The organism is Dermacoccus sp. PE3 (genome assembly GCF_001021715.1).
Taxonomy (GTDB): Bacteria; Actinomycetota; Actinomycetes; order Actinomycetales; family Dermatophilaceae; genus Dermacoccus; species Dermacoccus abyssi.
Genome location: NZ_LDCM01000001.1, coordinates 86,179 through 109,283, shown reverse-complemented (window position 1 = coordinate 109,283; position 23,105 = coordinate 86,179). Strand labels below are relative to the sequence as shown.

Sequence of the window (23,105 nt, the reverse complement as noted above, 5' to 3'; positions counted from 1 at the left end):
CACGCGCGACACGGCCCGTCACACCCGGTGGGCCCGTCGGTGATCCCTCGTGGAACACCCGGTGGACGGCGGAGCGCGATCGAGAACGGCACGCGCCCGCGCGTGCACCTGAAAGGGGTCACCCATGGCAGCCATGAAGCCTCGGACCGGCGACGGTCCGCTCGAGGTCACCAAGGAGGGTCGCAGCATCCTGCTGCGTATGCCTCTCGAGGGCGGCGGCCGTCTCGTCGTCGAAATGAACGCTGACGAGGCGAAGGCCCTCGGTGACGCGATCAAGGGCTGCGTCGGCTGACGCACGCTGATCGCGAACCACGAAGAAGGCGCTCACCCCGCGACGGGGCGAGCGCCTTCTTCGTGTGTTCGAGCTGAGTCGTCGGCTGATCAGCGCCTGACGCACACGAGGAGGCCGTCGCCCACAGGCAGCAGCGTCGTCATGAGGTCGTCGTCCTCACGGAGCGTCTTGGCCAGCGCGCGCAGGGTCATCGTCGTCTCGTCGCGTACCGCGGGGTCTGCCACGCGGTCGTGCCACAGCATGTTGTCGAGCACGACCACGCCCCACGGGCGTACGAGGCGCAACGCCTGTTCGACGTAGGCCGGGTACTCGTCCTTCTCCCCGTCGACGAGCACGAGGTCGTACGCGCGATCGGCCAGACGTGGCAGCACCGTGAGCGCACTACCCGAGATGATGCGGGTGCGCTGCGGGGCGTGACCCGCGCGCTGGTAGGCCGCGCGGGCTGCGCGCTGGTGTTCGAGACTCACGTCGATCGTCGTCAGGACCCCGTCGCTCGGCATGCCCTCGAGCAGCCACAGCCCCGAGCAGCCGGCGCCCGTGCCCACCTCGACGACGGTGCGTGCGCCCGTCGTCGCAGCGAGCATGCGAAGGGCCGCTCCCGCGGCGGGGCTCACCGGCGTCGCGCCGAGGTGCTCGCCCTGTTGGCGCGCAGCCTCGATGTGGGCCGGTTCATACGCGAAGTCCTCGGCATACGCCCAGCTGGCCGGTTTGAAGCTCGTCATGACGTTGATTCTATTTGGAAGCAAGTCTCGCCCGCGAACCGTCGGAGCACATCGATCGGCTGCGGAGGGAACGAACGGGTAGCCGTTCGCGTTGAAACCGTCGAAGAGGGGCCTGGGCGACGCTCAGGCCACGCACAGACGGCCCGGTCAGGATGAGTACAGAAACCATGCGGTGTCGACTCGTTCGACCGGGGAGGACATGAGATGAGAAGCCAGGTGCCGGACACGGTCAGCGACCCGGTTCACCCAGTCAACACCCGCTCGCGCGTCGTCGTGCCCGAACGGGCACCCGAAGGCTGGGCTCCGCCGACGTGGGAGGAGATCGTCACCGAGCACAGCCCGCGCGTCTACCGCCTGGCCTACCGCCTCACGGGCAATGTTCACGACGCCGAGGACCTCACGCACGACGTCTTCGTCCGCGTGTTCAACTCCCTGAGCTCCTACCGGCCGGGAACCTTCGAGGGCTGGCTGCACCGCATCACGACGAACCTCTTCCTCGACCGCATGCGTCGAAAGCAGCGCATCCGCTTCGACGCGCTCGCCGACGATGCCGACACGCGCCTGCCCTCCACGGCCCGAGGCCCCGAGCAGGTCGTACTCGACGCCGAGTTCGACGACGACGTGCAGCGCGCGCTCGACGCCCTCGCGCCCGACTTTCGTGCCGCTGTCGTCCTGTGCGACATCGAGGGGCTCTCCTACGAGGAGATCGCGGCCACCCTCGGACTCAAGCTCGGCACCGTGCGCTCCCGCATCCACCGCGGGCGCGCCGCACTGCGTGAATCGCTCGCGCACCGTTCGCCTGCGGCCCGCGAGGAGCGCCGACGCGCCGGAGATGTCGTCGTGCGCGCAGCCACCGACGGGCTCGGAGGGCCCCGCACAGCCCTGGGGATGTCGTGACGCGCCGCTACAGGGAGGGCCACCTCGGAGAGTTCGTCGACGCCTACGTCGACGGCCAACTCGACGAGACGAGCTCCCACCTCGCCGCACGGCACATCATCAGCTGCGAGGGCTGCCGCCAGAGCGTCGAAGCCGAACGTGCCATCGTCCTGCAGGTGCGCCGAGTGCCCCTCGACCCCGGACGTCACGCTCGCCTCGTCGCAGGGCTCGTTGCGCTCGACACACGTGATCCGTCGTACGACACACCTCGTGGCGAGGCCGCCGTGCATTCCCCGGCGAAAGAGGAGCGGGTCCACCTCCTCTCCCCGGACGCCCCCGCGCAGTACAACCGATCTTCCCGACGCCCGGTTCTCGGCATGGTCGCGCTCGCGGCAGCCTGCGGCGCCATCGTCATGAGCAGCGCCGCCCACCCGCGCAGCACGGCACCCGGCGCCCCCACCATGGCGTCCAACGCCCAGACCACCGACCACTTCGACGCGCCCGAGGTGCGCGGCGAAGGGCCACGATCGGTTGCCCGCAGCGCCTGGTCCGTCGTCCTGATTCAGGCGAACGACGAGCGATCAGGCAGAATGGCACCATGATCGAGATCGACTTCGCAGGGGTGACGCGCGCGTGAACATCCCGTTCATCGACATCAACTCCGGCGAGTTCATTCTCATCGTCATCATCGCTCTCGCGCTCATCGGCCCGAAGCGCCTGCCGGAATACATCGCGAAGTTGCGCACCTTCATCCGCACCGCACGCGACATGGCCGAAGGTGCCAAGACCCAACTCAAATCCGAGATGGGCCCCGAATACCAGGACATCGACTGGCGTCAGTACGACCCGCGTCAGTACGACCCGCGCCGCATCGTTCGCGAAGCCCTCTTCGACGACCCCGACGCCGATATCGCCGCCGAAGTCGGCCTCACCGAACGTCGAGCCAACGGCTCCACCGCGGCCGGCGCCGTCGGCCCCGACCACGCTGCGTCCGGCGTCGGCGCCGAAACCCACAGTGCAGGCGTCGGCGGCGAGGACACCCAAGCGATCCCCAGCGCCCCGCGCTCCCACATCACCGCCGAATACCACCCCGACCGCACCACGCCGTTCGACACCGACGCGACGTAGGCGCTCCCTTGCCCTATCTTCCGGTGATCTGACCTCGCAAGCTCGGTCAGATCCCACGGTGCGACAGGCCTTCGGGGCGAGTCGGCTCCCAGCGCGGTCCGGTTGGTCTGCGCTGCTCACCTTTCGCGGCACATCCTCACTCTTCAGCGGGCGACGTGCGTGCTTCCGCTACATGACGAAGCGCCTCGGCTGGACCTTTCGGTCCGGCCGAGGCGCTTCGTGTTCGCTTTACTTGCGGTTCGGGGTGAGGCCCAGGCTGCGGCCCGCCAGGCCGCGCGCACGCGTGCCGAGGCCCTTCGCGATACCGCGCAGCGCCACCGCGGCGGGGGAGTCGGGGTTGCCCACGACGACCGGCGTACCCGCGTCAGCGCCCTCACGCAACGTCGTGTCGAGCGGAATCTGGCCCAACAGCTCGACCTTCGCGCCGATGGCCTGCGTCAGCGAGTCGGCGACCGCCTGGCCGCCACCCGCACCGAAGATCTCCTGACGCGTGCCGTCCGGCAGCTCCAGCCACGACATGTTCTCGATGACGCCGGCCACGCGCTGCTTCGTCTGCAACGCGATCGCGCCGGCGCGCTCCGCGACCTCCGCGGCAGCCTGCTGCGGCGTCGTCACGACGAGGATCTCCGCCGTCGGGATGAGCTGCGCCACCGAGATGGCGATGTCACCCGTGCCGGGCGGCAGGTCGAGCAGGAGGACGTCGAGGTCGCCCCAGAACACGTCCGCGAGGAACTGCTGCAGCGCGCGGTGCAGCATCGGGCCTCGCCACACGACGGGCTGGTTACCGGGCACGAACATGCCGATGGAGATGACCTTCACGCCGTGGCTGTCCGGCGGCAGGATCATGTCGTCAACCTGCGTCGGGCGCTGCTCGACGCCGAGCATGCGCGGCACGGAGAAGCCGTAGATGTCGGCGTCCACGACACCGACCTTGAGGCCCTGCTCCGCCATCGCGGCAGCGAGGTTCGTCGTGACGGACGACTTGCCGACGCCACCCTTGCCGGAGGCGACGGCGTAGACGCGCGTCATCGAACCCGGCTGCGCGAAGGGCACCTCGCGCTCGGCCTGACCGCCACGCAGCTGCTCACGCAGATCCTTGCGCTGCTCGTCGGTCATGACACCGAGCGTCACGTTGACGCCGGTGACGCCCTCGACGCCCATGACGGCCTTCGTGGTGTCTTCGGTGAGCTTCGACTTCAGCGGGCAGCCCGCGATCGTCAGAAGGATCGTGACGGCGACGTGGCCGCTCTCGGAGACGTCGACCGAGTCGACCATGCCCAGTTCGGTGATGGGCTTCTTGATTTCAGGGTCTTCGACCGTCGCGAGGGCAGCGCCGATGGCATCGAGAGTGGGAGTGGACATGCCATCCATCGTACGACCCAGTACGAAGTGCTCATGCCGGGGCGACGTGGTGTTGCACACGTCCGCCTTGTCACCCGGAGACGGCGGGAAGGGCGCCGATCAGGCGCCGCTCGAGACGTCCTTGCGCCGCGGCTTGCGCTCGTTCTTCGAACGCTCCGCGCGACCGCCCGCCTCCTCCTCGTCGTCCTCCGGTGAGGCAAGCATGCCGCGCTCCTCCATCTCCTCCAGGAGCGAGCGCAGCTCGGAACGGACGAAGTCACGCGTCGCGGTCTCACGCATCGCGAGACGGAGCGAGGCCACCTCGCGGGTGAGGAACTCGGTGTCGGCGAGGTTGCGCTCGTCGCGTGCCCGGTCCTGTTCGAGACCGACACGGTCACGGTCGTCCTGACGGTTCTGCGCGAGCAGGATGAGCGGCGCCGCGTAGCTGGCCTGCAGCGACAGGATGAGCGTGAGCAGCGTGTAGTTGAGCGCACGAGGGTCGAACTGGGCCGATTCGGGCATGAAGGTGTTCCACGCCAGCCAGATGGCGACGAACAGCGTCATCCAGATGAGGAACGTCGCCGTGCCCATGAAGCGCGCGAACTTCTCGCTCGCGACACCGAAGTTCTCGGAGTCCATCGAGAAGCGCGGCAGCACACTCGCGCGCTTCTCCTGGGGCTGATCGAGGCGCCCCGTGCTCTCGCCGCGTTCGTCGCCGCGCATCTCGCGGCGCGCTTCCTTGAGAGCGTCGCGGCGCATCTCCTCGCGGTTGTCGCGACGTTCGTCCTTGCCGCTACGGCTCATGCGTCCACCCCCGGCAGCTTGCGGTCGTGGTGAAGGTCGTGGCGCTCCTCACGCCAGTCCTCGGGAAGGATGTGGTCGAGCACGTCGTCGACCGTGACGGCGCCGAGCAGGCGCCCGTTGTCGTCGACGACGGGCAGCGAGACGAGGTTGTACTGCGCCAGCGTGCGCGTCACCTCACCGAGAGGAGCCTCGACGTTCAGCGGGTCGATGGTCGAGTCGACGACGTTGCCGACCGACGTGTGCGGCGGCTCGCGCAGCAGACGCTGCGTGTGCACCATCCCGAGGAAGCGTCCCGTGGGCACCTCGAGCGGCGGGCGCGCAATGAAGACGGCCGACGCGAGGGCCGGGTCGAGCTCCTCACGGCGCACGACGGCGAGTGCCTCCGCGATCGTGGCTTCCGGGCCGAGGATGGCGGGCTCGGTGGTCATGAGACCACCGGCGGTGTTCTCGTCGTAGGAGAGGAGGCGTCGCAGCGGCGCGGCGTCCTCGGGCTCCATCCGCTTGAGCAGGTCCTCGGCCGTCTCGGGCGGCAGGTCGCCGAGGAGGTCGGCGGCGTCGTCCGGTTCCATGGCCTCGAGGACGTCGGCGGCACGGTCGGTGCCGAGCGCGGCGATGATCTCGACCTGGTCGTCCTCGGGGAGCTCCTCGAGGACATCGGCGAGCTTGCCGTCGTCGAGGGCCGCGGCCACCTCGGCGCGCCGCTTCGGTGTGAGGTCGTGGATGACCTCGGCGAGGTCCTCAACGCGCAGGTCGTCGTACGCCTCGAGGAGTCGCTCGGCCGACTGCTCCTGGTGCTCGCGGTGCAGACCGAAGACGTCGCGGATATCGTGCAGGCTCGTCTTGCCCGCGCGTCGACGCGCCAGCCGGTTCATGGCCCGCGACGCGCTCGAGGCGCTGCCCGACTCACGCACGAAGACCTTCGTGATGTTCCAGTCGCGGCGCTGGTTCTGCTCCATCGACATGTCCTCGACCGTGCCGACGAACTCCTCGGCTTCGGGGTCGCGCACGGTGACCTGGCGGTCGAAGAGCTCGGCACACACGAGGGTCTCGTTGTGGCGCTGCTCGAAGCGGCGCATGTTGACGAGACCGGTGGTGATGACCTTGCCCGCGTCGATGGAGGTGACACGCGTCAGCGGCAGGAACACGCGGCGACGCTGGACGACCTCGACGACGAGGCCGATGACGCGCGGGCTCGGGTTCTTGCCGAAGACGACGACGACGTCACGAACTCGTCCCACACGGTCTCCGAGCGGATCGAAGACGGTGAGGCCGACGAGGCGGGCGACGAAGACGCGGGTACTCACGGGCTCACCTTAGCCGCGCCGCCGTCGTCACCCGACCCGGCTTCCGGCGAAGCAGGACCGCTTTCGTTCGTCGCCTGTTCGTCGGCGCGTTGCGCGGCACGGTTCGCGCGCTCGGCGGCGGCCCGTGCGGAGCGGGTGGGCCCGGACGCCGGACGCCGGCCGTCATCGGGACGGTCACCGGGTGTCTGCTGCGCCGGGGTGGGTGTGTCGGATGTCGAGCCACTCTCCGCGGCTGGCGGCGGCAGCTTCTGTCCGCGCAGCACGACCGTGGTGAGGTCGGGAACGAGCCGCAGAACCGTGGCCTCCTCACGCCACCGAGCCACGATGTCGCCTCCGGGAGCGTTGAGACGCCCCACCTTGAGAGCGCCCGTGGCGGCTTCCCAATCGTCGTCCTCGGGCGAGACGACGGAGGCCTCCGCGTCGAACGCGACGAGGCGAGCGCGAGACTCCTTGGCCCGCGCGACGACGCTCGTACGCCCCACGTGGACGGGGCTGTACTGCTCACCCGGGCCCGTGACGACGTACGCGACACCATCGACGACCACGTGCCAACACGGTGCAGACCCGGCCGCGGAGGTGAGCCACAGCAACCCCGACTTCGCGAGGGCTTCGGCGACGAGACGGTCGGTGGGTGCACTCATGCACGCAGTATTTCATTGCGATTTCGTTGCAGGTGCTCGCTACACGGCTCCGGCGGCGGAGCCGCATCGGGTTTCTCTGGCATGATGAACGTTGGTTTGGATGGAACGACGTACGAGCACTGCAGGCGCGGTGTCGTCGACGGTTCGACGAACATCGACCTCTTGGGGAACCGGACGCCTCGCAGTTGCGTCATAGGTACGCGGGAGGGAAACCGCAGCGGCCGAGTGGTCGCCCGTTCCACGAGAAGGAGACGTGTCATGGAACACAACGAAATCAGCCGCCGCGGTGTCGTCGCGGGTGCTGCCGCCATGGGCGCACTGGCCGCCGTGGGTACCGGCGTGGCCACCAGCGCCTCCGCAGCCAACCCGGTTCTCAAGGCCGGTAGCCGCGGTTCGTCCGTCACCGCGCTTCAGAAGCGCCTCAACTCGCTCGGCTACTGGTGTGGCACGCCCGACGGTGTCTTCGGTGCACTGACGGTGCAGGCCGTCCTCGCCATCCAGAAGGTCGCCGGTCTCGGCCGCGACGGGGTCGTGGGTGCCAAGACGTGGGGCGCCGTCAACCGCGGAACCCGCCCGGGCAGCCGTCGCGGTGGTAACCGCATGGAGGTCGACAAGCGTCGCCAGATCGTCATGGTCGTGCGCGGTGGTTCGGTGAAGTACATCTTCAACACCTCCACCGGCAACGGTGAGCTGTTCACCTACTACGGCCGCAAGATCCGCGCGACCACGCCGTCCGGCGAGTTCCGCATCAACCGTCGCGGATCGAACGGCTGGGACTACGGCGCACTCGGTGGCCTGTGGCGCCCGTTCTACTTCAACGGTGGCATCGCCTTCCACGGCTCCGCGTCCATCCCGGCCTACCCGGCCTCGCACGGTTGCTGCCGCCTGTCCGTGTCGGCGCAGAACTTCCTCATCGCGAACCGCCTGCTCTACATCGGCGAGCCGGTCAGCGTCTACTGATCGCGGACGCCCCCACGATCGACGACGGCCCGTCACCTCCTCTCGGAAGTGACGGGCCGTCGCTCGTCCGGGCAGAACGTCAGCGGCTCCAGACGTCCTTCATCCAGGCCTCGACCTCGTCAGGCTCACGGGGAAGGGCCTTCGACAGGTTCTCGTTGCCGTCGGCCGTGATGAGCACGTCGTCCTCGATGCGCACACCGATGCCGCGGAAGCGCTCGGGGGCGAGCTCGTCGTCCGCCTTGAAGTACAGGCCCGGCTCGATCGTGATGATCATGCCCTCGCTGAGTTCGGCGTCCATGTACTCCTCCTTGCGCGCCAGGGCGCAGTCGTGGACGTCGAGGCCGAGGTGGTGGCTCGTACCGTGCACCATCCAGCGACGGTGGTACTGGCCGTTCTCCGGGTCGAGCGTCGCCTCGACGTCGACACCCTCGGGAAGAAGGCCCCACCCGTGCAGGCGCTCGGCGATGACGCGGATGGCCGCGGCGTGGACGTCGGAGAACTTCGCACCGGGTTTCGCGGCCGCGAAACCGGCGTTCTGTGCGTCGAGGACGGCCTGGTAGATCTCGCGCTGGGCAGGGGAGAAGGATCCCGAGACCGGCAGCGTACGCGTCACGTCGGCGGTGAACAGCGAGTCGACCTCGACTCCGGCATCGATGAGGAGGAGGTCGCCGGAGCGGATCTCGCCGGTGTTCTTGATCCAGTGCAGCGTGTTGGCGTGGTCGCCGCTCGCACAGATGGAGTCGTAGCCGACGCCGTTGCCGGCGTGACGCGCGTGGAGTCCGAAGACGCCCTCGACCCAACGCTCACCGCGACCGCGGTGTACAGCTTCCGGAAGGTCGGCGACGACGGCCTCGAAGCCACGTGCCGTGGCGTCGCAGGCCTCGCGCATCTGGCCGACCTCCCACGCGTCCTTCGTCAGGCGCGCGGTGGACAGGAAGCGTGCCAGCTCGGCGTCCTTGGCCTGGACGGCCTCGGTGGCCGCCTCGTCGAGGTGGGAACGCACCTGCTCGATCTGGGCGGTGACGTCGGCGTCGGCGTCGCGCACGACGAGGACGTCGACGGCGCCGGCGTCCTTCGCGACGGCGTCACCGAACTCGTCGAGGTGGCGGGCCGTCACGCCCAGTTCGTTCGACATGTCATCGAGCGTGGGTCGAGCACCCACCCAGAACTCTCCGTAGCGGCTGTCACCGAAGAACTCCTCGGTGTCGCGGCCTGCGAGGGGCTTGAAGAAGATCTGGGCTTCGTGGCCGCCCTCGGGGCGCGGCTCGAGGACGAATACGGCGTCCGGTTCACGATCGGCGCCCAGGCCCGTCACCCAGGCAAAGGCCGAGTGGGGACGGAACTGGTAGTCGCAGTCGTTGCTGCGGACCTTGAGTCCGCCTGCGGGGATGACGAGCCGTGCTTCGGGAAACTCCCGCGAGAGGGCCTCGCGGCGGGCCGGCGTGAAGTCCGCGACGGCCGCACGGGCCGTCGGCGTCGTGTCGCGCGGCGCCCAGCCGGAGGCCACGAACTCGCGGAACTGCGCGCCGCCGGGGCGGCTTCGGTGCTCTGCTTGCTGCTGCTTCTCACTCACACCTCCCATTGTGCCTCTTCGCGCCGACACTGCGCCGGGTGGGCGGCTTGCCGACCCAGGGTGGGTATGCCGCACAATGACGGGTGGCTGATGGTGGATGCGACAAGGTGGTGAAAATGCCCGAGGGCACCATGCGTGGACGGCCCCAACGATCGACGCCGGGCGGTTCGACACGCGTGCGAGGACGAGCTCGATCGGTGCTGCGTCCGAGCGGTCCTCCGACGATGCCCATCGCGGTTCGGGGCGGGAGTGACTCCGTCTCGGAGTGGCACACCCGCGCCGTCATCGACTTCTGCCTGCGTCTGGGTGAGGCCATGCTCGTGACCGGGGCCTCCGTCGCCGACACGACAGCTGCCCTGTTGCGGGTCTGCCGCGCCTACGGCCTCTCGAGCGTCCACGTCGACATCACCTACACCTCCGTGACGCTCAGCATGCACCGCGGCGTGCACCGCGACCCCATCACCGTCATGCGCATCGTCAGTTCGATGGGTACGGACTACTCGCGCCTCGAGGCACTCCACTCCCTCGTGCGCGAGATCGGTGCCAGCGGCGGCGAGCCCGTCGACATCGAGGACAACCTCGGTGAGCTCGAACGCATCCTCGAGATGCCGCACTCCTACCGTCGCGGCGTCGTGACGGCAGCGTGGGGTCTCATGGGTGCCGGTGTTGCCATGCTTCTCGGTGGCGGTCTCATGATGATCCTCATCTCCGGTGTCGCCACCGCGCTCATCGACTACGTCCAGGTGCGGTTCGCGCGGATGGGGCTGTCGACCTTCTTCGGACAGGTCATCGGGGCGACCATCGCGGCCGGCATCGCGGTGGCATTGCTCGTCATCCGCGATCACACCGGCGGCATCTGGTGGCTCGCACAAGTGCGCCCGAGCATCGTCGTGGCCTCGAGCATCGTGGTGCTGCTGGCCGGTATGTCCGTCGTTACCGCTGCGCAGGACACCCTGGACGGCTTCTACCTCACCGCCGGTGCGCGCACGTACGAGGTCATGCTGCTGACCGGCGGCGTCGTGGCCGGGGTTCTGCTCGTGCTGAGTCTCGCGCGTCGCATCGGGGTGAACCTGTACGTCATCCCCTCGGACGGGTTGGCGCAGAACGTCGTCGTCCAGATCCTCGCCGGAGCGCTGCTCGGCGGCGCCTTCGCCGTCTCGGCCTACTGCGCGCCCCGGGCGGTCCTCGTCTCGATCGTCACGGGTGGGGTCTCGTGGCTCCTCTTTGCCACGTTCAACATCCTGGGGGGCACCTCGCAGCCCGTTGCCTCCGGAATCGCGACCTTCCTCATCGGGTGTGCGGCACCGACGGTGGCGCGGCGACTGCACGTGCCGAGCATCGCAGTGACCGCCGCGAGCATTGTTCCCTTGCTGCCCGGTCTCGCGGTCTACAAGGGCATCATGTACTTCGTCACGGACAACGAGGACAACAACTGGGTCGACTCGTTCCTGCTGGCGATGCTCGTGGGGCTTGCGCTGTCGGTCGGCGTCTCCCTCGGGACGCTGCTCGGCCGTCAGATTTCCGCAGGCGCGGACTCACTCACCTCGAAGGTGTTGCGTCGCACCGTCCAGCAGACCGACTGACGCGCGTCACTTCGACGTCGACGACGCCGTGGGCTTCGTGGACGTGCTGCTCGAGGGTTTCGCCGAGCCGGTTGCCTTGCCGGACGAGGAGGGCGCCTTCGAGGACGAACTCGACGAGGAAGCTGTGCTCGACGAACTGGAGCTCGGCTTCGGCGGGTTGGACGTCGAGGTGGGAACAGGGGCCGGTGTCGTGCCGCTGGCGGTCGAACCCTTGTCGCCCTTCTTCGTCCACGTCAGGCCGGCGAGGAACGACGTGAGGGTGGCCTCGTCACGTTTCGCGTCGGCCTGGGCACTGGTCAGCGTGATGACGTAGAGGGCTTTGTCGTGCGCCACCATCGTGTAGGTCCGCTGCAGTTCGACGTTCTTCTCCGTCGACTTGGCCGTGAAGGCCACCGACTTCTCACCCCCGACGGTGCGCTCGGGAAGCCGCTCCACGCTCGCGCCGTCCTGGCGAGCCTGCATCATCGCCATCTGGACGGTCTGGTCGAGAGCCGGCGCGGGGGAGACCTTCGAGCGGGTGATCGCGATCGTGGGGGCGACGTTGTGAGCGACGGTGGCCGAGGAGAGGTAGGCGACGGCCTGGGCCTTCTTCGACACGTTCCATCCGCTGGGCACCACGAAGTTGAAGACCTTGTCGGAACTCACGACGGCGCCGGGGCTCGGCGACGTCACCGGGTTCGGGTTGGGCGCAGCCGTCGTCGGCGACTGGGCACCGTTCGTGAACGTCGACGACGTCGGTGTGACGTCCTTCGGGTCGGCGCCCGAACTACAGGCCGTCAACGAGACGAGGGCTGCAGCGGTGAGGGCGGCGACGACGTGGCGAGGCATGAAATCCAGCCTATCGACGTGGCTCACGCGCCCTGGGAGCGACGCGCGGCGCACCGCGCGAGCCACGGCGTGACCGGCCTGCGCCACAGCAGATAGACGGCCGAGATACCGACGACGACGGTGACGAGACCCAGAAACGCTCCCGGGCCGAAGGAACGCACCGCGGAGAAGGCGAACGTGAAGGTGTAGACGGTGGCGAAGAGCGTCGCGAGAGGCCGTCCGCTGGTGCGACCGATGGCGCACAGCCGAGCGACCACGAGCCAGAGCGCCACGAACGTCACGCCGGTGCCGACACCGAACCAGTACGCCTGATCGGTGGCTCGCTCGAGCGCCTTGCCGTCGAGGGAGCGGTCGAACTCGTCGGCGAGGCGGGCCGTCTGGGCGCGGATACCCTCCCGATCGAGTGCCGTCGTGAGGGTCGACAACGCCTGGACGAGCGCGCCCGCAAGCATGAGCCACACCGCGTACCGCACGGGTTGGGGCATGGCCTCGCCGGTGGTCGTGTCGTCGTCGGAGCGGGAGGATTCCACGACGAGCAAGGCTAACGTGTGAGCGTGCGTATCGACCTTCACACCCACTCCACCTGTAGCGACGGCACGACGACGCCGGCTGAGGTGGTCGCAGAAGCGGCTCGCTCCGGCCTCGACGTCGTCGCCCTCACCGATCACGACACGACGCGTGGTTGGGACGAGGCAGCCGCTGCCGCCCGTGAGCACGGCATCGACCTCGTACCCGGCATCGAGGTCTCGTGCAAGCACGAGGGGATCAGCATCCATCTGCTTGCCTACCTCCCGCCCACGGACGGCGAACTGATCACCGAGCTCGAGAAGGCCCGCTCGTCGCGCCTCACGCGAGCGCAGCGCATGGTGGAGCGCTTGGGTGAGGACGTCGACATCACGTACGAGCAGGTGCTCTCCGTCGCCGGTGCCGATGCGACCATCGGGCGGCCGCACATGGCGGACGCTCTCGTCGCGAACGGCGTCGTCGCGAATCGCTCCGAAGCGTTCGAGCGCTACCTCTACAACGGCAGCCCGTACCACGTCGGCCATTACGCTCTCGATCCCGTGCGCGCCGTGGAGTTGGTGCGCGCGGGCGGTGGAGTGCCTGTCATGGCGCACCCCTTCGCCGAATCGCGCGGGCGCATTGTCGACGAGGACGTCGTGCGTGCCATGGCTGACGCCGGCCTCGTCGGCATCGAGGCGCACCACCGCGACCACGATGCCTCACAGGTCGAGCGGGCGCTCGCGATCGCCCGGGAGCGTGACCTCGTCGTCACGGGCTCCAGCGACTTCCACGGAGCCGGCAAGCCCAACCGATTGGGGGAGAACACGACTGCTCCCGACCAGTACGAACGGCTGCTCGCCGGGGCTTCCGGCGGTACCGAGGTCGTGCGGGCCCGCCACTGAGCCGTGTGATCGCGTCGTGAAGTGAAGCACGAACGCCGTCGGCCCGGGAACCACGTGGTTCCCGGGCCGACGGCGTTGCTCGAGTCTCGAGGCCGATCAGACGTCGTGACGCGGCGGCTGCCCCTTCGGGCGAACACGCGGACGTCGGGGCGTCTGACCGGGCACACGCGTGGCATCGCTGTCACCCGTGGCGACCTCGGTGGCGAGCGTCGAAACCCTCTCGGCGTGCTCGGACGGCACGGCGACGAGGCTGATGTCGTCACCGCCGTGCGTCTTGACGCCGCTGATGACGGCCTTCTCGATGAGGTCGCGTCCCTTCTGGGCGCGCAGCATCATCGGGTCGGAGTGCAGCTCCCGCACGAGCGCGACGCACATGAGCACCATGACGATGACGAACGGCAGCGAGCTGACGATCGTGATGTTCTGCAGGCTCGTGAGAGCGGCCGACGAATCTCCTTCGGCCAGGCCGGCGAGAAGCATGACGGCGGCCACAGCGCCGGTGGCGGCACCCCAGAAGATGACGACCCAGCGGCTCGGCTCGATGCGGCCACGCTCGCTCAGCGTGCCCATGACGATCGAGGCCGCGTCGGCGCCCGAGACGAAGAACACGGCGACGAGCACCATGACGACGACCGTGGTCACACCCGCGAGCGGGAAGTGGTCGAGGACGTCGAACAGGGCCGCGTTCGAGTCGACGGTGAAGACACCCTCGACCTTCTTCGCGATGTCGTGGGTCTCACGCTGCACGTCGATGGCCGTGCCACCGAAGATGGCGAACCACACGAGCGAGACGAGCGACGGCACGAGGAGAACGCCGGTGATGAACTGGCGGATCGTACGGCCACGCGAGATGCGCGCGATGAACATGCCGACGAACGGGGTCCAGCTGATCCACCAGGCCCAGTAGAAGACCGTCCAGCTCGCGAGCCAGTCGTGCATCGGCTGCAGGCCGGTGGCCTGGCTGCGCGACGCCATGAACGGCAGCTGGTCCATGTAGTCGCCGAGGCCGGTCGGCAGCAGGTTGAGGATGAAGGCCGTCGGGCCGACGACGAACAGGAACACGGCGAGCACGAGGGCGAGCACCATGTTGAAGTTCGACAGGTACTGGATGCCCTTCTCGACGCCGGAGACGGCCGAGAAGATGAAGCAGATCGTCAGGATGACGATGATCGACACGAGTGCCGTGCCGCCGACCTTGTTGACCCAGCCGTTCTTCTCGAGGCCGGCGGCGATCTGCAGGGCACCGAGGCCCAGCGATGCGGCCGAACCGAACAAGGTCGCGAAGATCGCGAGACCGTCGATGACCTTGCCGACGGGTCCTTCGGCGCGGCGTCGTCCGATGAGCGGAACGAACGTCGAGCTGATGAGCTGGCTGCGCCCCTTGCGGAACGTTCCGTACGCGATGGCGACACCGACGACGGCGTAGATCGCCCACGGGTGAAGCGCCCAGTGGAACATCGTCGTCGCCATGGCGACCTGGAGTGCCTCGGGGCTCTCCGCGCCGGCACCGCTACGCGGCGGCGGGGTGACGAAGTGCGTGAGCGGCTCGGCGACGCCGTAGAACATGAGGCCGATGCCCATGCCGGCGCTGAACATCATCGCGATCCACGAGGTCGTCTTGAACTCGGGCTTCTCGTTGTCGTGACCGAGCGGAATGTTGCCGTAACGGCTCGCCGCCAGCCAGATGGCGAAGATGACGAAGCACGTGGCGAACAGGATGAACGCCCAGCCCATCGAGTCCATGACCCACCCGAGGGCGGTCGAGGAGCCCGACGACATCGTCTTGGGCGAGAGAAGACCCCACGCGACGAACGCGATGGCGAAGGCAGCCGTCACGCCGAAGATGATCTTGTCGAGAGTGCCCTTGTGGACGGCCTCGTGCTGGGGAATGGGCTCGTCGACGCCGACGAGCATTTCGTGGGACGAGTGCGCGGTCGACGAATCCGACGACGTACCCTCGTCCGAGGCTGTGTGCTGCTGCGAAACGCTGTCAGGTTCCGCTGGTGGTGTCGTGTCGGACACGCGGAACCTCCCGTATCGGCCCCTTGCGGGTGCCTACTTTTCGTACTCGGACAACCGCTTTCCCCCGAAGGGAGGGAGACCGGTGACCGTGTGAGCCTACCGGGGGCCGTGACGCATAGCGAATGAAATCAGTTAAGCCGCCCCGTCAGACGGGTCACGTCCGAGCACGAAACGCCCCCGCCGTCGGAAGCGAGACCGAGGACGGGGGCGTGACTGACATGCGTTCAGCGCCGGAAGCGGCGGCGCAGTCCGCCGACGACGGACCGGGCGCGGTCGGCGGGTGCGGAGCCGTGCGGAATGACCTGCGACAGCGTGCTCTTCGCCCCGTCGTCCGCAGCTATCGCGGCACGTGATTCGGCGCCGATGCTGGTCTCCTCACCCCGCGCCTTCCGGTCGGCGAGGCGCCGAAGACGCTCCGTGCGCAGGGCCGCGGTGCGCCCCCGGTCGGTGCGGTACTCGAGATCGTCGGCACTGATCGTGCCCGCCCGCAGGTCGATCTGCTCGCCCACATAGCGGAAGAGCACGGCGATCGTGGCGACGACCGGAACGGCGAGGAAGCCACCGACGACGCCGTGGCCCTCGGAGCCCGCCGCGATACCGAGCAGGACGAGCACGGGGTGCAGCGACATCGAGCGGCTCTGCAGCATCGGCTGGAGCACGTGGCCCTCGATCTGCTGCACGGCCACGATGATGCCGAGCACGATGAGCGCCGTCGTCGGACCCTGCGTCACGAGGGCGACGAGCACCGCGAGAGCACCCGCGACGAACGCACCCACGATCGGGATGAAGCCACCGAGGAAGGTGATGACACACAGGGGCAGGGCCAGGGGCACGTCGAGGATGACGAGACCGATTCCGATGAAGATCGAGTCGATGAGGGACACGATCGCCTGGGTGCGGATGAAGCCCGAGAGCGTGTGCCACGCGCGGGTGAAGACCTCGGTGAGGTGCGCGCCGGTGCGCTCACCCGTGACCAGACGCACCCACGGCAGGAATCGGTCACCGTCCTTGATGAAGAAGAAGGACAGGATGAGGCTCAGCACGAGCGTCACGAGGACACTGCCGACCGTCGTCACACCGGAGAACACTCCGGACGCGATGACGTCACCGGACTTGGTGATCTTGTCGTTGATCGTGCCGACCGCGTTGTCGATCTGCTGTTGCGGAACGTTGAACGGCGGGCCCTGGACCCACTCCTGAACCTGTGAGACACCCTGGGTCGAGCGGGTCGCGAGTTCCGGAGCCTGGTTCGCGACCGAGGGCACGATGGCGGAGATGACACCGCCGAGGATGCCGAGGGCCCCGAGGATCGAGATGACAGCCGCCAACGCCGGGGCGCAGCCGCGTCGACGAAGCCACGCCGTCGGCGGCCACAGGACCGTGGCGATGATGAGGCCGAGGATGAGCGGCAGGATGATGACCCAGAACGGCGCGAGCGCGCGTCCGAGCAGGTAGAGCGTGACGATGACGACGCTGATACGTAGTGCCCAACGCGACATCGAGGCAAAGCCCGACGCGAGGATCTGCGAGCGATCGGCCATGGGGCCGTTCTCCGGCTCGTTCTCGTCCTGACTCTCACGGCGCGCATCGAGGTTGCGTTCGTCGAAGTTCTGGTCGCCGGTGTTGCGGCTGTCGTCCTGCTGGGGCGGAACGTCGGCGTCAGCGTCGAGTGGCCTGGAATCGTCCGGGTTTGTCGCCGGCATCTCGTCGTCCTGGCGCTTGGCTGGCGTCATGGGTGGGCGACCTTTCGTGGCAGTGTCTTTGCGCCCACAGTAATGGGCGTGCGGTGCCGCCCGCGAGGTGGCGGAGCGGGGTGTCGCACGATGCAAAACAGGGTGCACCCCAAAGGATGCACCCTGTTTCGACCGATCAGTTCTGGTCGGCCGGCGGCGTGTTCGCGCCGCCCGAACCACCGCGCGTGCGGCGACGACGTCGGCGCGGCTGGCCGTCGCCGGAACCCGTGGAGGAGTCGGCTCCGTTGCTCTCACGGCTCTGACGGTCACCGCCACGTGGGCGAACGCCGTTCGAGCGGGAGCCGCCTCGGCCACCTTGGCCGCGGCCACCGGAACGATTGTTGCGACCGCCACGACCACCGGAACGCTCGCTCGAGCGCTCACCGCCGGAGCGGCCCGTCTCGCCGAGGTCCTCGACGCGCTCTGCGCCGAGTCCTTCGCGGGTGCGAGCCGACTTCGGGAGCTTTCCCGTGGCGTTCGTCGGGATGTCGAGATCCGTGAAGAGGTGCTCGGAGCTCGAGTACGTCTCCTGCGGGTCCGGGATGCCGAGGTCGAGCGCTTTGTTGATGAGCGTCCACCGGTGCAGGTCATCCCAGTCGACGAGCGTGATGGCGATACCGGTGTTGCCCGCGCGGCCCGTGCGGCCGATGCGGTGGACGTAGGTCTTCTCGTCCTCGGGGCACTGGTAGTTGACGACGTGCGTGACGTTTTCGACGTCGATGCCGCGCGCGGCGACGTCGGTGGCGACGAGGACGTCGACCTTGCCCGCACGGAAGGCGCGCAGGGCCTGCTCGCGAGCGCCCTGGCCGAGGTCACCGTGCAGCGGTGCTGCCGCGAAGCCGCGCGCGTTCAGCTCGTCGGAGACCTTGGCGGCGGTGCGCTTCGTGCGGCTGAAGATGATAGTGAGGCCACGGTCCTTGGCCTGCAGGACGCGGGCGAGGAGTTCGACCTTGTCCATGGCGTGTGCGCGGTAGACGATCTGCTCGATGGCAGCCACCGTCTCGGCCTCGCTCGCGTCGTCCTGCATGGCGCGGATGTGCGTGGGCTGCGTCATGTAGCGGCGCGCCAGCGCGACCACGGCGCCGGGCATCGTCGCGGAGAACAGCATGGTCTGGCGGGCGGCCGGCGTCATCGCGAGGATCTTCTCGACGTCCGGCAGGAAGCCGAGGTCGAGCATCTCGTCGGCCTCGTCGAGTACGAGCCCGCCGACGTACGACAGGTCGAGGTGTCCGCGGGAGGCGAGGTCGATAAGACGACCGGGCGTACCGACGACGACCTCGACGCCACGCTCGAGTGCCTCGATCTGCGGCTCGAAGGCGCGGCCACCGTAGATCTGGACGATGCGGATACCGCGGCGCTTGGCGGCTGCCTCGAGGTCGGAGGCGACCTGGACGGCGAGCTCACGCGTCGGCACGACGACCATGGCCTGTGGCTTGCCCTCGGGTGCCGGGACGGGGGAGTTCGACGTTTCGCCCTTCACGGTGACGCGGGCGAGGAGCGGGACGCCGAAACCGAGCGTCTTTCCGGTGCCGGTACGGGCCTGGCCGATGATGTCGTGGCCCGAAAGGGCCACGGGCAGCGTCATCGCCTGGATGGGGAAGGGGTGGACGATGCCCTTGTCGGCCAGGGCCGCCACGATGTCGGGGTGGACCCCGAAGTCGGCGAACGTCTGGGTGGCGATGGGCTCGGCGGGGGCCTCGGCCTCGATGGAGGTGATGCCGGCCGAATCGAGTTCGGCCGCGCTCGGCTGGGTCTGGGTCACGATCGTGCTTCCTGTCGGGCCCCGGGGCATGGTTGCCACGCCGGAGCGAAGGAGGGCCGATCGGAGGTCTTCTCGTTCACTGCGCTCACGCGGGGAACGACCTTGGGTGGACCTTGGGGGCGGCGGAGGGCCGACCTCGGTCGCGGCATCGTGGCCGACCGGGCACCTGCTGTCCGTTTCAGTGTACTCGCCGCGCGACGAAGCAGTGGCTGCGGGCGATAGCATCGCCTCCATGAGCGACTCCGTGACGCCCGCGCCCGCCACTGCCGTCCTGCGCACCCTCGACGACCCGGACTACCGGGCCGGGGTCGTGGATCTTCTGAGCGTCATCGCCTACGGCGAACTCTCCGGAGCCTTCGCCACCGTCGACGACGCCTCGCGTGCGCCGCGCCTCGACCACAAGCTGGCTCTCGCCCGCATGGCCCGGATGGACTTCGACCACTACGAGGAGCTCGCTGCTCGGCTGCGCGAGATCGGCGCCGAGCCCGAATCCTCGATGGAGCCTTTCACGGCCGCCATCGACGAGTGGCACCGCCGCACTCCGCCGGCCGACTGGTACGAGGGCCTCATGAAGGCCTATGCAGGCAGCGCTATCGCGAACGACTTCTACGCGGAGATCGCCCGCTACGTCGACCCCGAGACCCGCGCACTCGTCGAGCGCGCGGTCGGCGCTGACGAGCAGGATGCCTTCGTCAAGCAGGTGCTCGCCGAGGCGATCGCCCAGGATCCGCGCCTCGGCTCGCGTCTTGCGCTCTGGGGGCGCCGACTCGTCGGCGAGGCGCTCAGCCAGGCCCAGCGTGTGGCGGCGTCCCACGACGCCCTCACGGCCCTGCTCGTCGACGACGGCTCGGGCGTCGGCGCCGACCTCGCCGAACTGACGCGCATGTTCGAGCGGCTCACGACGAACCACTCCGAGCGGATGCAGGCGCTCGGCCTCACGGCCTGACGCCTCCGCCCGAGACGCAAAAATCCCCCGCAACCAATCGGTTGCGGGGGATTTTTCGTGCGCGAGGATCAGACGCGCGTGGTGTTCTTGCGACCCGTGATCGACAGGTAGACCGTGATGAGGATCGCGGCGATGATGACGCCGAGGATGAGGGCGATCCAGTCGATGCCCTTCGTGTCGCTCTTGCCGGAGATCGCGGTGTAGATCGAGGAACCCGCGACCGAACCGATGATGCCGAGCACGATCGTCATGAGGATCGAGATGTTCTGCTTGCCCGGCATGACGAGACGCGCGAGCGCGCCGATGATGAGGCCGGCGATAATGGCGCCGATGATCGTACCGATCATGATGAACTCCTAACAGTGATGGCCGGGGCGGGTGTGCCCCAACGCTTCTGCTCTCACCTAAGCGAATTTTCAGGCCACTTTCAACTATCCACCCATGTGGGTGTGTTATTGGCGCCTTCGGGTCGAGGCCGAATCTCCGGGGTGAACGGGGCCTTCGCGCTGGTGGGAGAGAGCTTGTAAAGACCGGGGCGCCGCCGTCCCGAAGTCGGGACGGCGGCACCTCGGGGACGGCTCGGGGCGCTCAGCCGCCGAAGCCGACGCGACCCTTCTGCTCGGCCGCGATGTCGACATAGGCGAGCGCCGACGTCGGAACGGTGACCGACTGGCCCTTCTCGTCCATGAGCGTGAGCGGCGTGCCGCTGCTCAGGGCCTCGCCGACGGCCGCGCGCACGGCCTCGGGCGACTCGTTCGATTCGATGACGATCTCTCGGGCGACGTTCTGAACGCCGATACGGACCTCCATGGCCCCTCCTCTTGTCTCGGTGAAGTCTTGGTCAATGGTGACGGGTGCGGTTGCCTCTGCCCACATCTACGGGCACCGGTCACCGTGGGCCTGTTGAGGTCAACGCCTCAGCCTGCGATTTCATCCCCGCCGGTCTTCGGGAATCCGGTCAGTCCCCTCCAACCGAGGACGCCGACGATGCGTGCGGCCTCCTCGCGGGGAATCGGCGCACCCTGGGCCACCCAGTAGCGCGCGACGACCTGCGACATGCCGACCAGGGCGACGGCGACGAGCCGGGCCTGCTCCTCGGGCAGGCCGGTGTCCTCACGCACGACCTGAGACACGATGTCGGCGGTGTCGTCGAGGCTGCGCTCGACGCGCTCGGCGACAGCGGGCTCGCTCGTCAGGTCGGACTCGAAGACGAGGCGGAAGCCTGCGTCCTCACGCTCGACGAACTCGAAGAAGGCCCCGACGGCGGCGGCGACACGTTCGTTGTTGTCGGTGGTCGACTCGACGGCCTTGCGCACCAGTTCGGGGAACTCGCGGGTGTGCTGGTCGAGCAGCGCGAGGTAGAGGTCGAGCTTGCCGGGAAAGTGCTGGTAGAGCACGGGCTTGCTGACGTGCGCCCGCTCCGCGATCTCGTCCATCGCGGCGCTGTGGAACCCCGACTCGACGAACACCGACTGCGCGGCCTCCATCAACTGGGCTCGCCGGGCCGAGCGGGGCAGACGTCCGCGCTTGGTGGGGTCGTCCGTGCCGGTCATCGGGTGAACTCCTTCGTCGGCGGTCATAGGCTGGGTGTGACTTTAGCGCCCCGCCCCGCCAGAGCGGGCGGCAGCTACCGGGAAGGAACATCTGTGGCATCGTCGCGACCACTCGACCCGGGCGAGCGCCTGCGTTACGCGCGCCACCTGACGCTGCCCGGTGTGGGCGAGGCGGGTCAGCGCGCGCTGCGTGACGCACGGGTCCTCGTCGTCGGCGCCGGAGGTCTGGGGGCGCCCGTCGTCTCGTACCTCAGCGCGGCCGGGGTCGGGGTCATCGGTGTCGTCGACGACGACGTGGTGGAGCGTTCGAACCTGCAGCGGCAGGTCATCCACACCGAAGCCGGGGTGGGCGAGGCCAAGGTTTCCTCCGCGGCGCGGTTCGCGTCGCAGCTCAACAGCGGAGTGACGATCATGGAGCACCGGGTCCGCCTCGACGCCCGGACTGCGCTCGAGATCCTTCCCGAGTACGACGTCGTCGTCGACGGGAGCGACAACTTCTCGACGCGTTACGTCCTCAACGACGTGTGTGTCGCGTTGCGCCTCCCCTTGGTGTGGGCGTCGATCTCGCAGTTCTCGGGCCAGTTCGGGGTGGTCGTTCCGGGCCTCGGCCCGTGTTATCGCTGCGTGTTCCCGCGCCCGCTCGCGGACGGCGAGGTGCCGGACTGCGCCGTCGGCGGTGTGCTCGGCGTGTTGCCGGGTGTCGTCGGCACGATGGAAGCGGTCGAGGTGATCAAGCTCGTCACCGGCGTCGGGGAGGTGGCCCGCGACGGGGTCTGGCTCTACGACGCGCTCTCGACGACCCTGACGCGGTTGCCGCTCGCTCGTGATGTGGAGTGTGTCGTCTGCGGTGACGGTGACCAGCGTCTGTTCGACGGTCTCGACGGGACCGGCCGGGGAAGTGACGTCACCGAGGCGGGTGAGGTGCCGCAGGTCGACGCCGCGCAGCTGGCTGAGCTCGATGCCCCGCTCGTCGTCGACGTTCGGGAGCACACGGAGGTGGCTGCACGGCCCGTTCCTGCGGGGTGGGGTGAGGTGGTCGTGCGGCCGTTGAGTACGTGGGAGCCGTCGACGGCTCCGGAACTGCTCACGGCGGCACAGGGTCGTGCGGTCGTCACGGTCTGCGCGGCAGGATCGCGTTCGGCCCGGGCCGCGCGGGTGCTGCTCGATGAGAGTCGCGAGCAGACGGGACCGCGGATCATGTCGCTCGCCGATGGCCTGGCCGCATGGAAGGAACAGGCGGAGCCGAGGGCTCGTGAGCTCGATTGAGCGCAGCAGGCGGGACATCTCGATCAGAACCTCGTCCGCACGAGGCGGCCCGTGAGGAACTGCGCGAGCGCGTCGTCGAGGTCGTCCACGACGTGCCCGAAGGCGCCGTGACGACCTACGGCGACATCGCCGCGGTCGTCGGAACCGGCGCCCGGCAGGTCGGCCGCATCATGAGCGAGGGCGATGCGGCCTGGCCGTGGTGGCGCGTCACGAACGCCGCGGGTCGCCTTCCGGAGCACCTGCAGGCGGAGGCGCTCGCGGCCTATCGCGAGGAAGGAACACCGATCCGCGGTGATCACGCCGATCTGCGGCGCGCGCGATGGCGCCCCGGGTTCGACGAATGACGCATCGTTGCGCGGTTGTCG

Annotated in this window: 24 protein-coding genes; 10 read left to right on the top strand and 14 right to left on the bottom strand. The window is 68.6% G+C overall.

Annotated elements, in window-relative coordinates; genetic code table 11:
* The first annotated feature begins 124 nt into the window (after window positions 1-124).
* Window positions 125-292, top strand: a complete 168-nt coding sequence (locus tag AA983_RS15055; protein ID WP_082128596.1) for a DUF3117 domain-containing protein — start codon at window positions 125-127, stop codon at window positions 290-292.
* A gap of 89 nt (window positions 293-381) precedes the next feature.
* Here the strand turns inward: AA983_RS15055 and AA983_RS00500 are convergent, their stop codons facing one another.
* Complete coding sequence (locus AA983_RS00500) at window positions 382-1,014, bottom strand: O-methyltransferase (RefSeq protein ID WP_047310307.1); 633 nt, start codon at window positions 1,012-1,014, stop codon at window positions 382-384.
* 204 nt (window positions 1,015-1,218) lie between these two features.
* Between AA983_RS00500 and sigE the strand changes: the two genes are divergently transcribed.
* From sigE to AA983_RS00485, 3 genes are read left to right on the top strand one after another with little or no spacing between them, the layout of a single operon-like run.
* Complete coding sequence (gene sigE, locus AA983_RS00495) at window positions 1,219-1,911, top strand: RNA polymerase sigma factor SigE (RefSeq protein WP_082128595.1); 693 nt, start codon at window positions 1,219-1,221, stop codon at window positions 1,909-1,911.
* Window positions 1,908-2,492 carry a hypothetical protein gene (locus tag AA983_RS00490; protein ID WP_047310306.1) on the top strand — a complete coding sequence of 195 codons (585 nt, stop codon included), beginning with the start codon at window positions 1,908-1,910 and terminating at the stop codon, window positions 2,490-2,492. The genes sigE and AA983_RS00490 overlap by 4 nt, the downstream gene beginning before the upstream one ends.
* Before the next feature lie 31 nt (window positions 2,493-2,523).
* Window positions 2,524-3,018: a hypothetical protein gene (locus tag AA983_RS00485; protein ID WP_052946715.1), complete on the top strand. Its 495-nt coding sequence runs from the start codon at window positions 2,524-2,526 to the stop codon at window positions 3,016-3,018.
* A gap of 228 nt (window positions 3,019-3,246) precedes the next feature.
* On the opposite strand, the gene AA983_RS00480 is transcribed toward AA983_RS00485, so the two are convergent.
* The 4 genes from AA983_RS00480 to AA983_RS14515 form a co-directional block, all read right to left on the bottom strand.
* On the bottom strand, window positions 3,247-4,380 hold the full coding sequence (locus AA983_RS00480; RefSeq protein WP_047310305.1) for an Mrp/NBP35 family ATP-binding protein: 1,134 nt from the start codon (window positions 4,378-4,380) through the stop codon (window positions 3,247-3,249).
* A gap of 99 nt (window positions 4,381-4,479) precedes the next feature.
* Window positions 4,480-5,082: a DUF1003 domain-containing protein gene (locus AA983_RS00475; protein ID WP_047311046.1), complete on the bottom strand. Its 603-nt coding sequence runs from the start codon at window positions 5,080-5,082 to the stop codon at window positions 4,480-4,482.
* A 77-nt stretch (window positions 5,083-5,159) separates the two neighbouring features.
* Entirely contained in the window at window positions 5,160-6,467 is a 1,308-nt protein-coding gene (locus AA983_RS00470; RefSeq protein WP_047310304.1) for a magnesium transporter MgtE N-terminal domain-containing protein, read from the bottom strand.
* The gene (locus AA983_RS14515; RefSeq protein ID WP_052946713.1) at window positions 6,464-7,108 is read right to left on the bottom strand and encodes a hypothetical protein; all 645 of its coding nucleotides are present in this window, start codon (window positions 7,106-7,108) and stop codon (window positions 6,464-6,466) included. Before AA983_RS14515 ends, AA983_RS00470 begins: the two co-directional genes overlap by 4 nt.
* A gap of 258 nt (window positions 7,109-7,366) precedes the next feature.
* Between AA983_RS14515 and AA983_RS00460 the strand changes: the two genes are divergently transcribed.
* Entirely contained in the window at window positions 7,367-8,068 is a 702-nt protein-coding gene (locus AA983_RS00460) for a L,D-transpeptidase family protein (RefSeq protein ID WP_052946711.1), read from the top strand.
* 79 nt (window positions 8,069-8,147) lie between these two features.
* On the opposite strand, the gene AA983_RS00455 is transcribed toward AA983_RS00460, so the two are convergent.
* Entirely contained in the window at window positions 8,148-9,650 is a 1,503-nt protein-coding gene (locus tag AA983_RS00455) for an aminopeptidase P family protein (RefSeq protein ID WP_369798715.1), read from the bottom strand.
* A 188-nt stretch (window positions 9,651-9,838) separates the two neighbouring features.
* Between AA983_RS00455 and AA983_RS00450 the strand changes: the two genes are divergently transcribed.
* A complete protein-coding gene (locus AA983_RS00450; RefSeq protein ID WP_052946709.1) occupies window positions 9,839-11,224 on the top strand; it encodes a threonine/serine exporter ThrE family protein in 1,386 nt (461 codons plus the stop codon).
* Between the two features lie 6 nt (window positions 11,225-11,230).
* Here the strand turns inward: AA983_RS00450 and AA983_RS00445 are convergent, their stop codons facing one another.
* Both AA983_RS00445 and AA983_RS00440 read right to left on the bottom strand, forming a co-directional pair.
* On the bottom strand, window positions 11,231-12,052 hold the full coding sequence (locus AA983_RS00445) for a hypothetical protein (RefSeq protein WP_047310302.1): 822 nt from the start codon (window positions 12,050-12,052) through the stop codon (window positions 11,231-11,233).
* A gap of 23 nt (window positions 12,053-12,075) precedes the next feature.
* Entirely contained in the window at window positions 12,076-12,582 is a 507-nt protein-coding gene (locus AA983_RS00440; protein WP_156170113.1) for a hypothetical protein, read from the bottom strand.
* Between the two features lie 24 nt (window positions 12,583-12,606).
* Between AA983_RS00440 and AA983_RS00435 the strand changes: the two genes are divergently transcribed.
* Window positions 12,607-13,458: a PHP domain-containing protein gene (locus tag AA983_RS00435; RefSeq protein WP_047311042.1), complete on the top strand. Its 852-nt coding sequence runs from the start codon at window positions 12,607-12,609 to the stop codon at window positions 13,456-13,458.
* Between the two features lie 96 nt (window positions 13,459-13,554).
* On the opposite strand, the gene AA983_RS00430 is transcribed toward AA983_RS00435, so the two are convergent.
* From AA983_RS00430 to AA983_RS00420, 3 genes are all read right to left on the bottom strand, one after another.
* Complete coding sequence (locus tag AA983_RS00430) at window positions 13,555-15,372, bottom strand: BCCT family transporter (RefSeq protein WP_047310300.1); 1,818 nt, start codon at window positions 15,370-15,372, stop codon at window positions 13,555-13,557.
* A 332-nt stretch (window positions 15,373-15,704) separates the two neighbouring features.
* On the bottom strand, window positions 15,705-17,213 hold the full coding sequence (locus AA983_RS00425; RefSeq protein WP_231579490.1) for an AI-2E family transporter: 1,509 nt from the start codon (window positions 17,211-17,213) through the stop codon (window positions 15,705-15,707).
* A gap of 136 nt (window positions 17,214-17,349) precedes the next feature.
* A complete protein-coding gene (locus AA983_RS00420; protein WP_082128713.1) occupies window positions 17,350-19,005 on the bottom strand; it encodes a DEAD/DEAH box helicase in 1,656 nt (551 codons plus the stop codon).
* Window positions 19,006-19,207: 202 nt separating this feature from the next.
* Here AA983_RS00420 and AA983_RS00415 point away from each other — a divergent pair, with 202 nt between their 5' ends.
* Window positions 19,208-19,921 carry a ferritin-like fold-containing protein gene (locus AA983_RS00415; protein WP_047310299.1) on the top strand — a complete coding sequence of 238 codons (714 nt, stop codon included), beginning with the start codon at window positions 19,208-19,210 and terminating at the stop codon, window positions 19,919-19,921.
* A gap of 68 nt (window positions 19,922-19,989) precedes the next feature.
* Here AA983_RS00415 and AA983_RS00410 read toward each other — a convergent pair whose 3' ends face one another.
* The 3 genes from AA983_RS00410 to AA983_RS00400 all read right to left on the bottom strand — a co-directional run bounded on the left by AA983_RS00410 (window position 19,990) and on the right by AA983_RS00400 (window position 21,474).
* A complete protein-coding gene (locus AA983_RS00410) occupies window positions 19,990-20,268 on the bottom strand; it encodes a GlsB/YeaQ/YmgE family stress response membrane protein (RefSeq protein ID WP_047310298.1) in 279 nt (92 codons plus the stop codon).
* 241 nt (window positions 20,269-20,509) lie between these two features.
* Complete coding sequence (locus AA983_RS00405; protein ID WP_047310297.1) at window positions 20,510-20,731, bottom strand: DUF3107 domain-containing protein; 222 nt, start codon at window positions 20,729-20,731, stop codon at window positions 20,510-20,512.
* A gap of 107 nt (window positions 20,732-20,838) precedes the next feature.
* Window positions 20,839-21,474 carry a TetR/AcrR family transcriptional regulator gene (locus AA983_RS00400; protein WP_047310296.1) on the bottom strand — a complete coding sequence of 212 codons (636 nt, stop codon included), beginning with the start codon at window positions 21,472-21,474 and terminating at the stop codon, window positions 20,839-20,841.
* Between the two features lie 93 nt (window positions 21,475-21,567).
* Here AA983_RS00400 and AA983_RS00395 point away from each other — a divergent pair, with 93 nt between their 5' ends.
* Together AA983_RS00395 and AA983_RS00390 are read left to right on the top strand one after the other, a co-directional pair.
* The gene (locus AA983_RS00395) at window positions 21,568-22,740 is read left to right on the top strand and encodes a ThiF family adenylyltransferase (protein WP_047310295.1); all 1,173 of its coding nucleotides are present in this window, start codon (window positions 21,568-21,570) and stop codon (window positions 22,738-22,740) included.
* Entirely contained in the window at window positions 22,737-23,084 is a 348-nt protein-coding gene (locus AA983_RS00390) for an MGMT family protein (protein ID WP_231579489.1), read from the top strand. The genes AA983_RS00395 and AA983_RS00390 overlap by 4 nt, the downstream gene beginning before the upstream one ends.
* The last annotated feature ends 21 nt before the right edge of the window (window positions 23,085-23,105 follow it).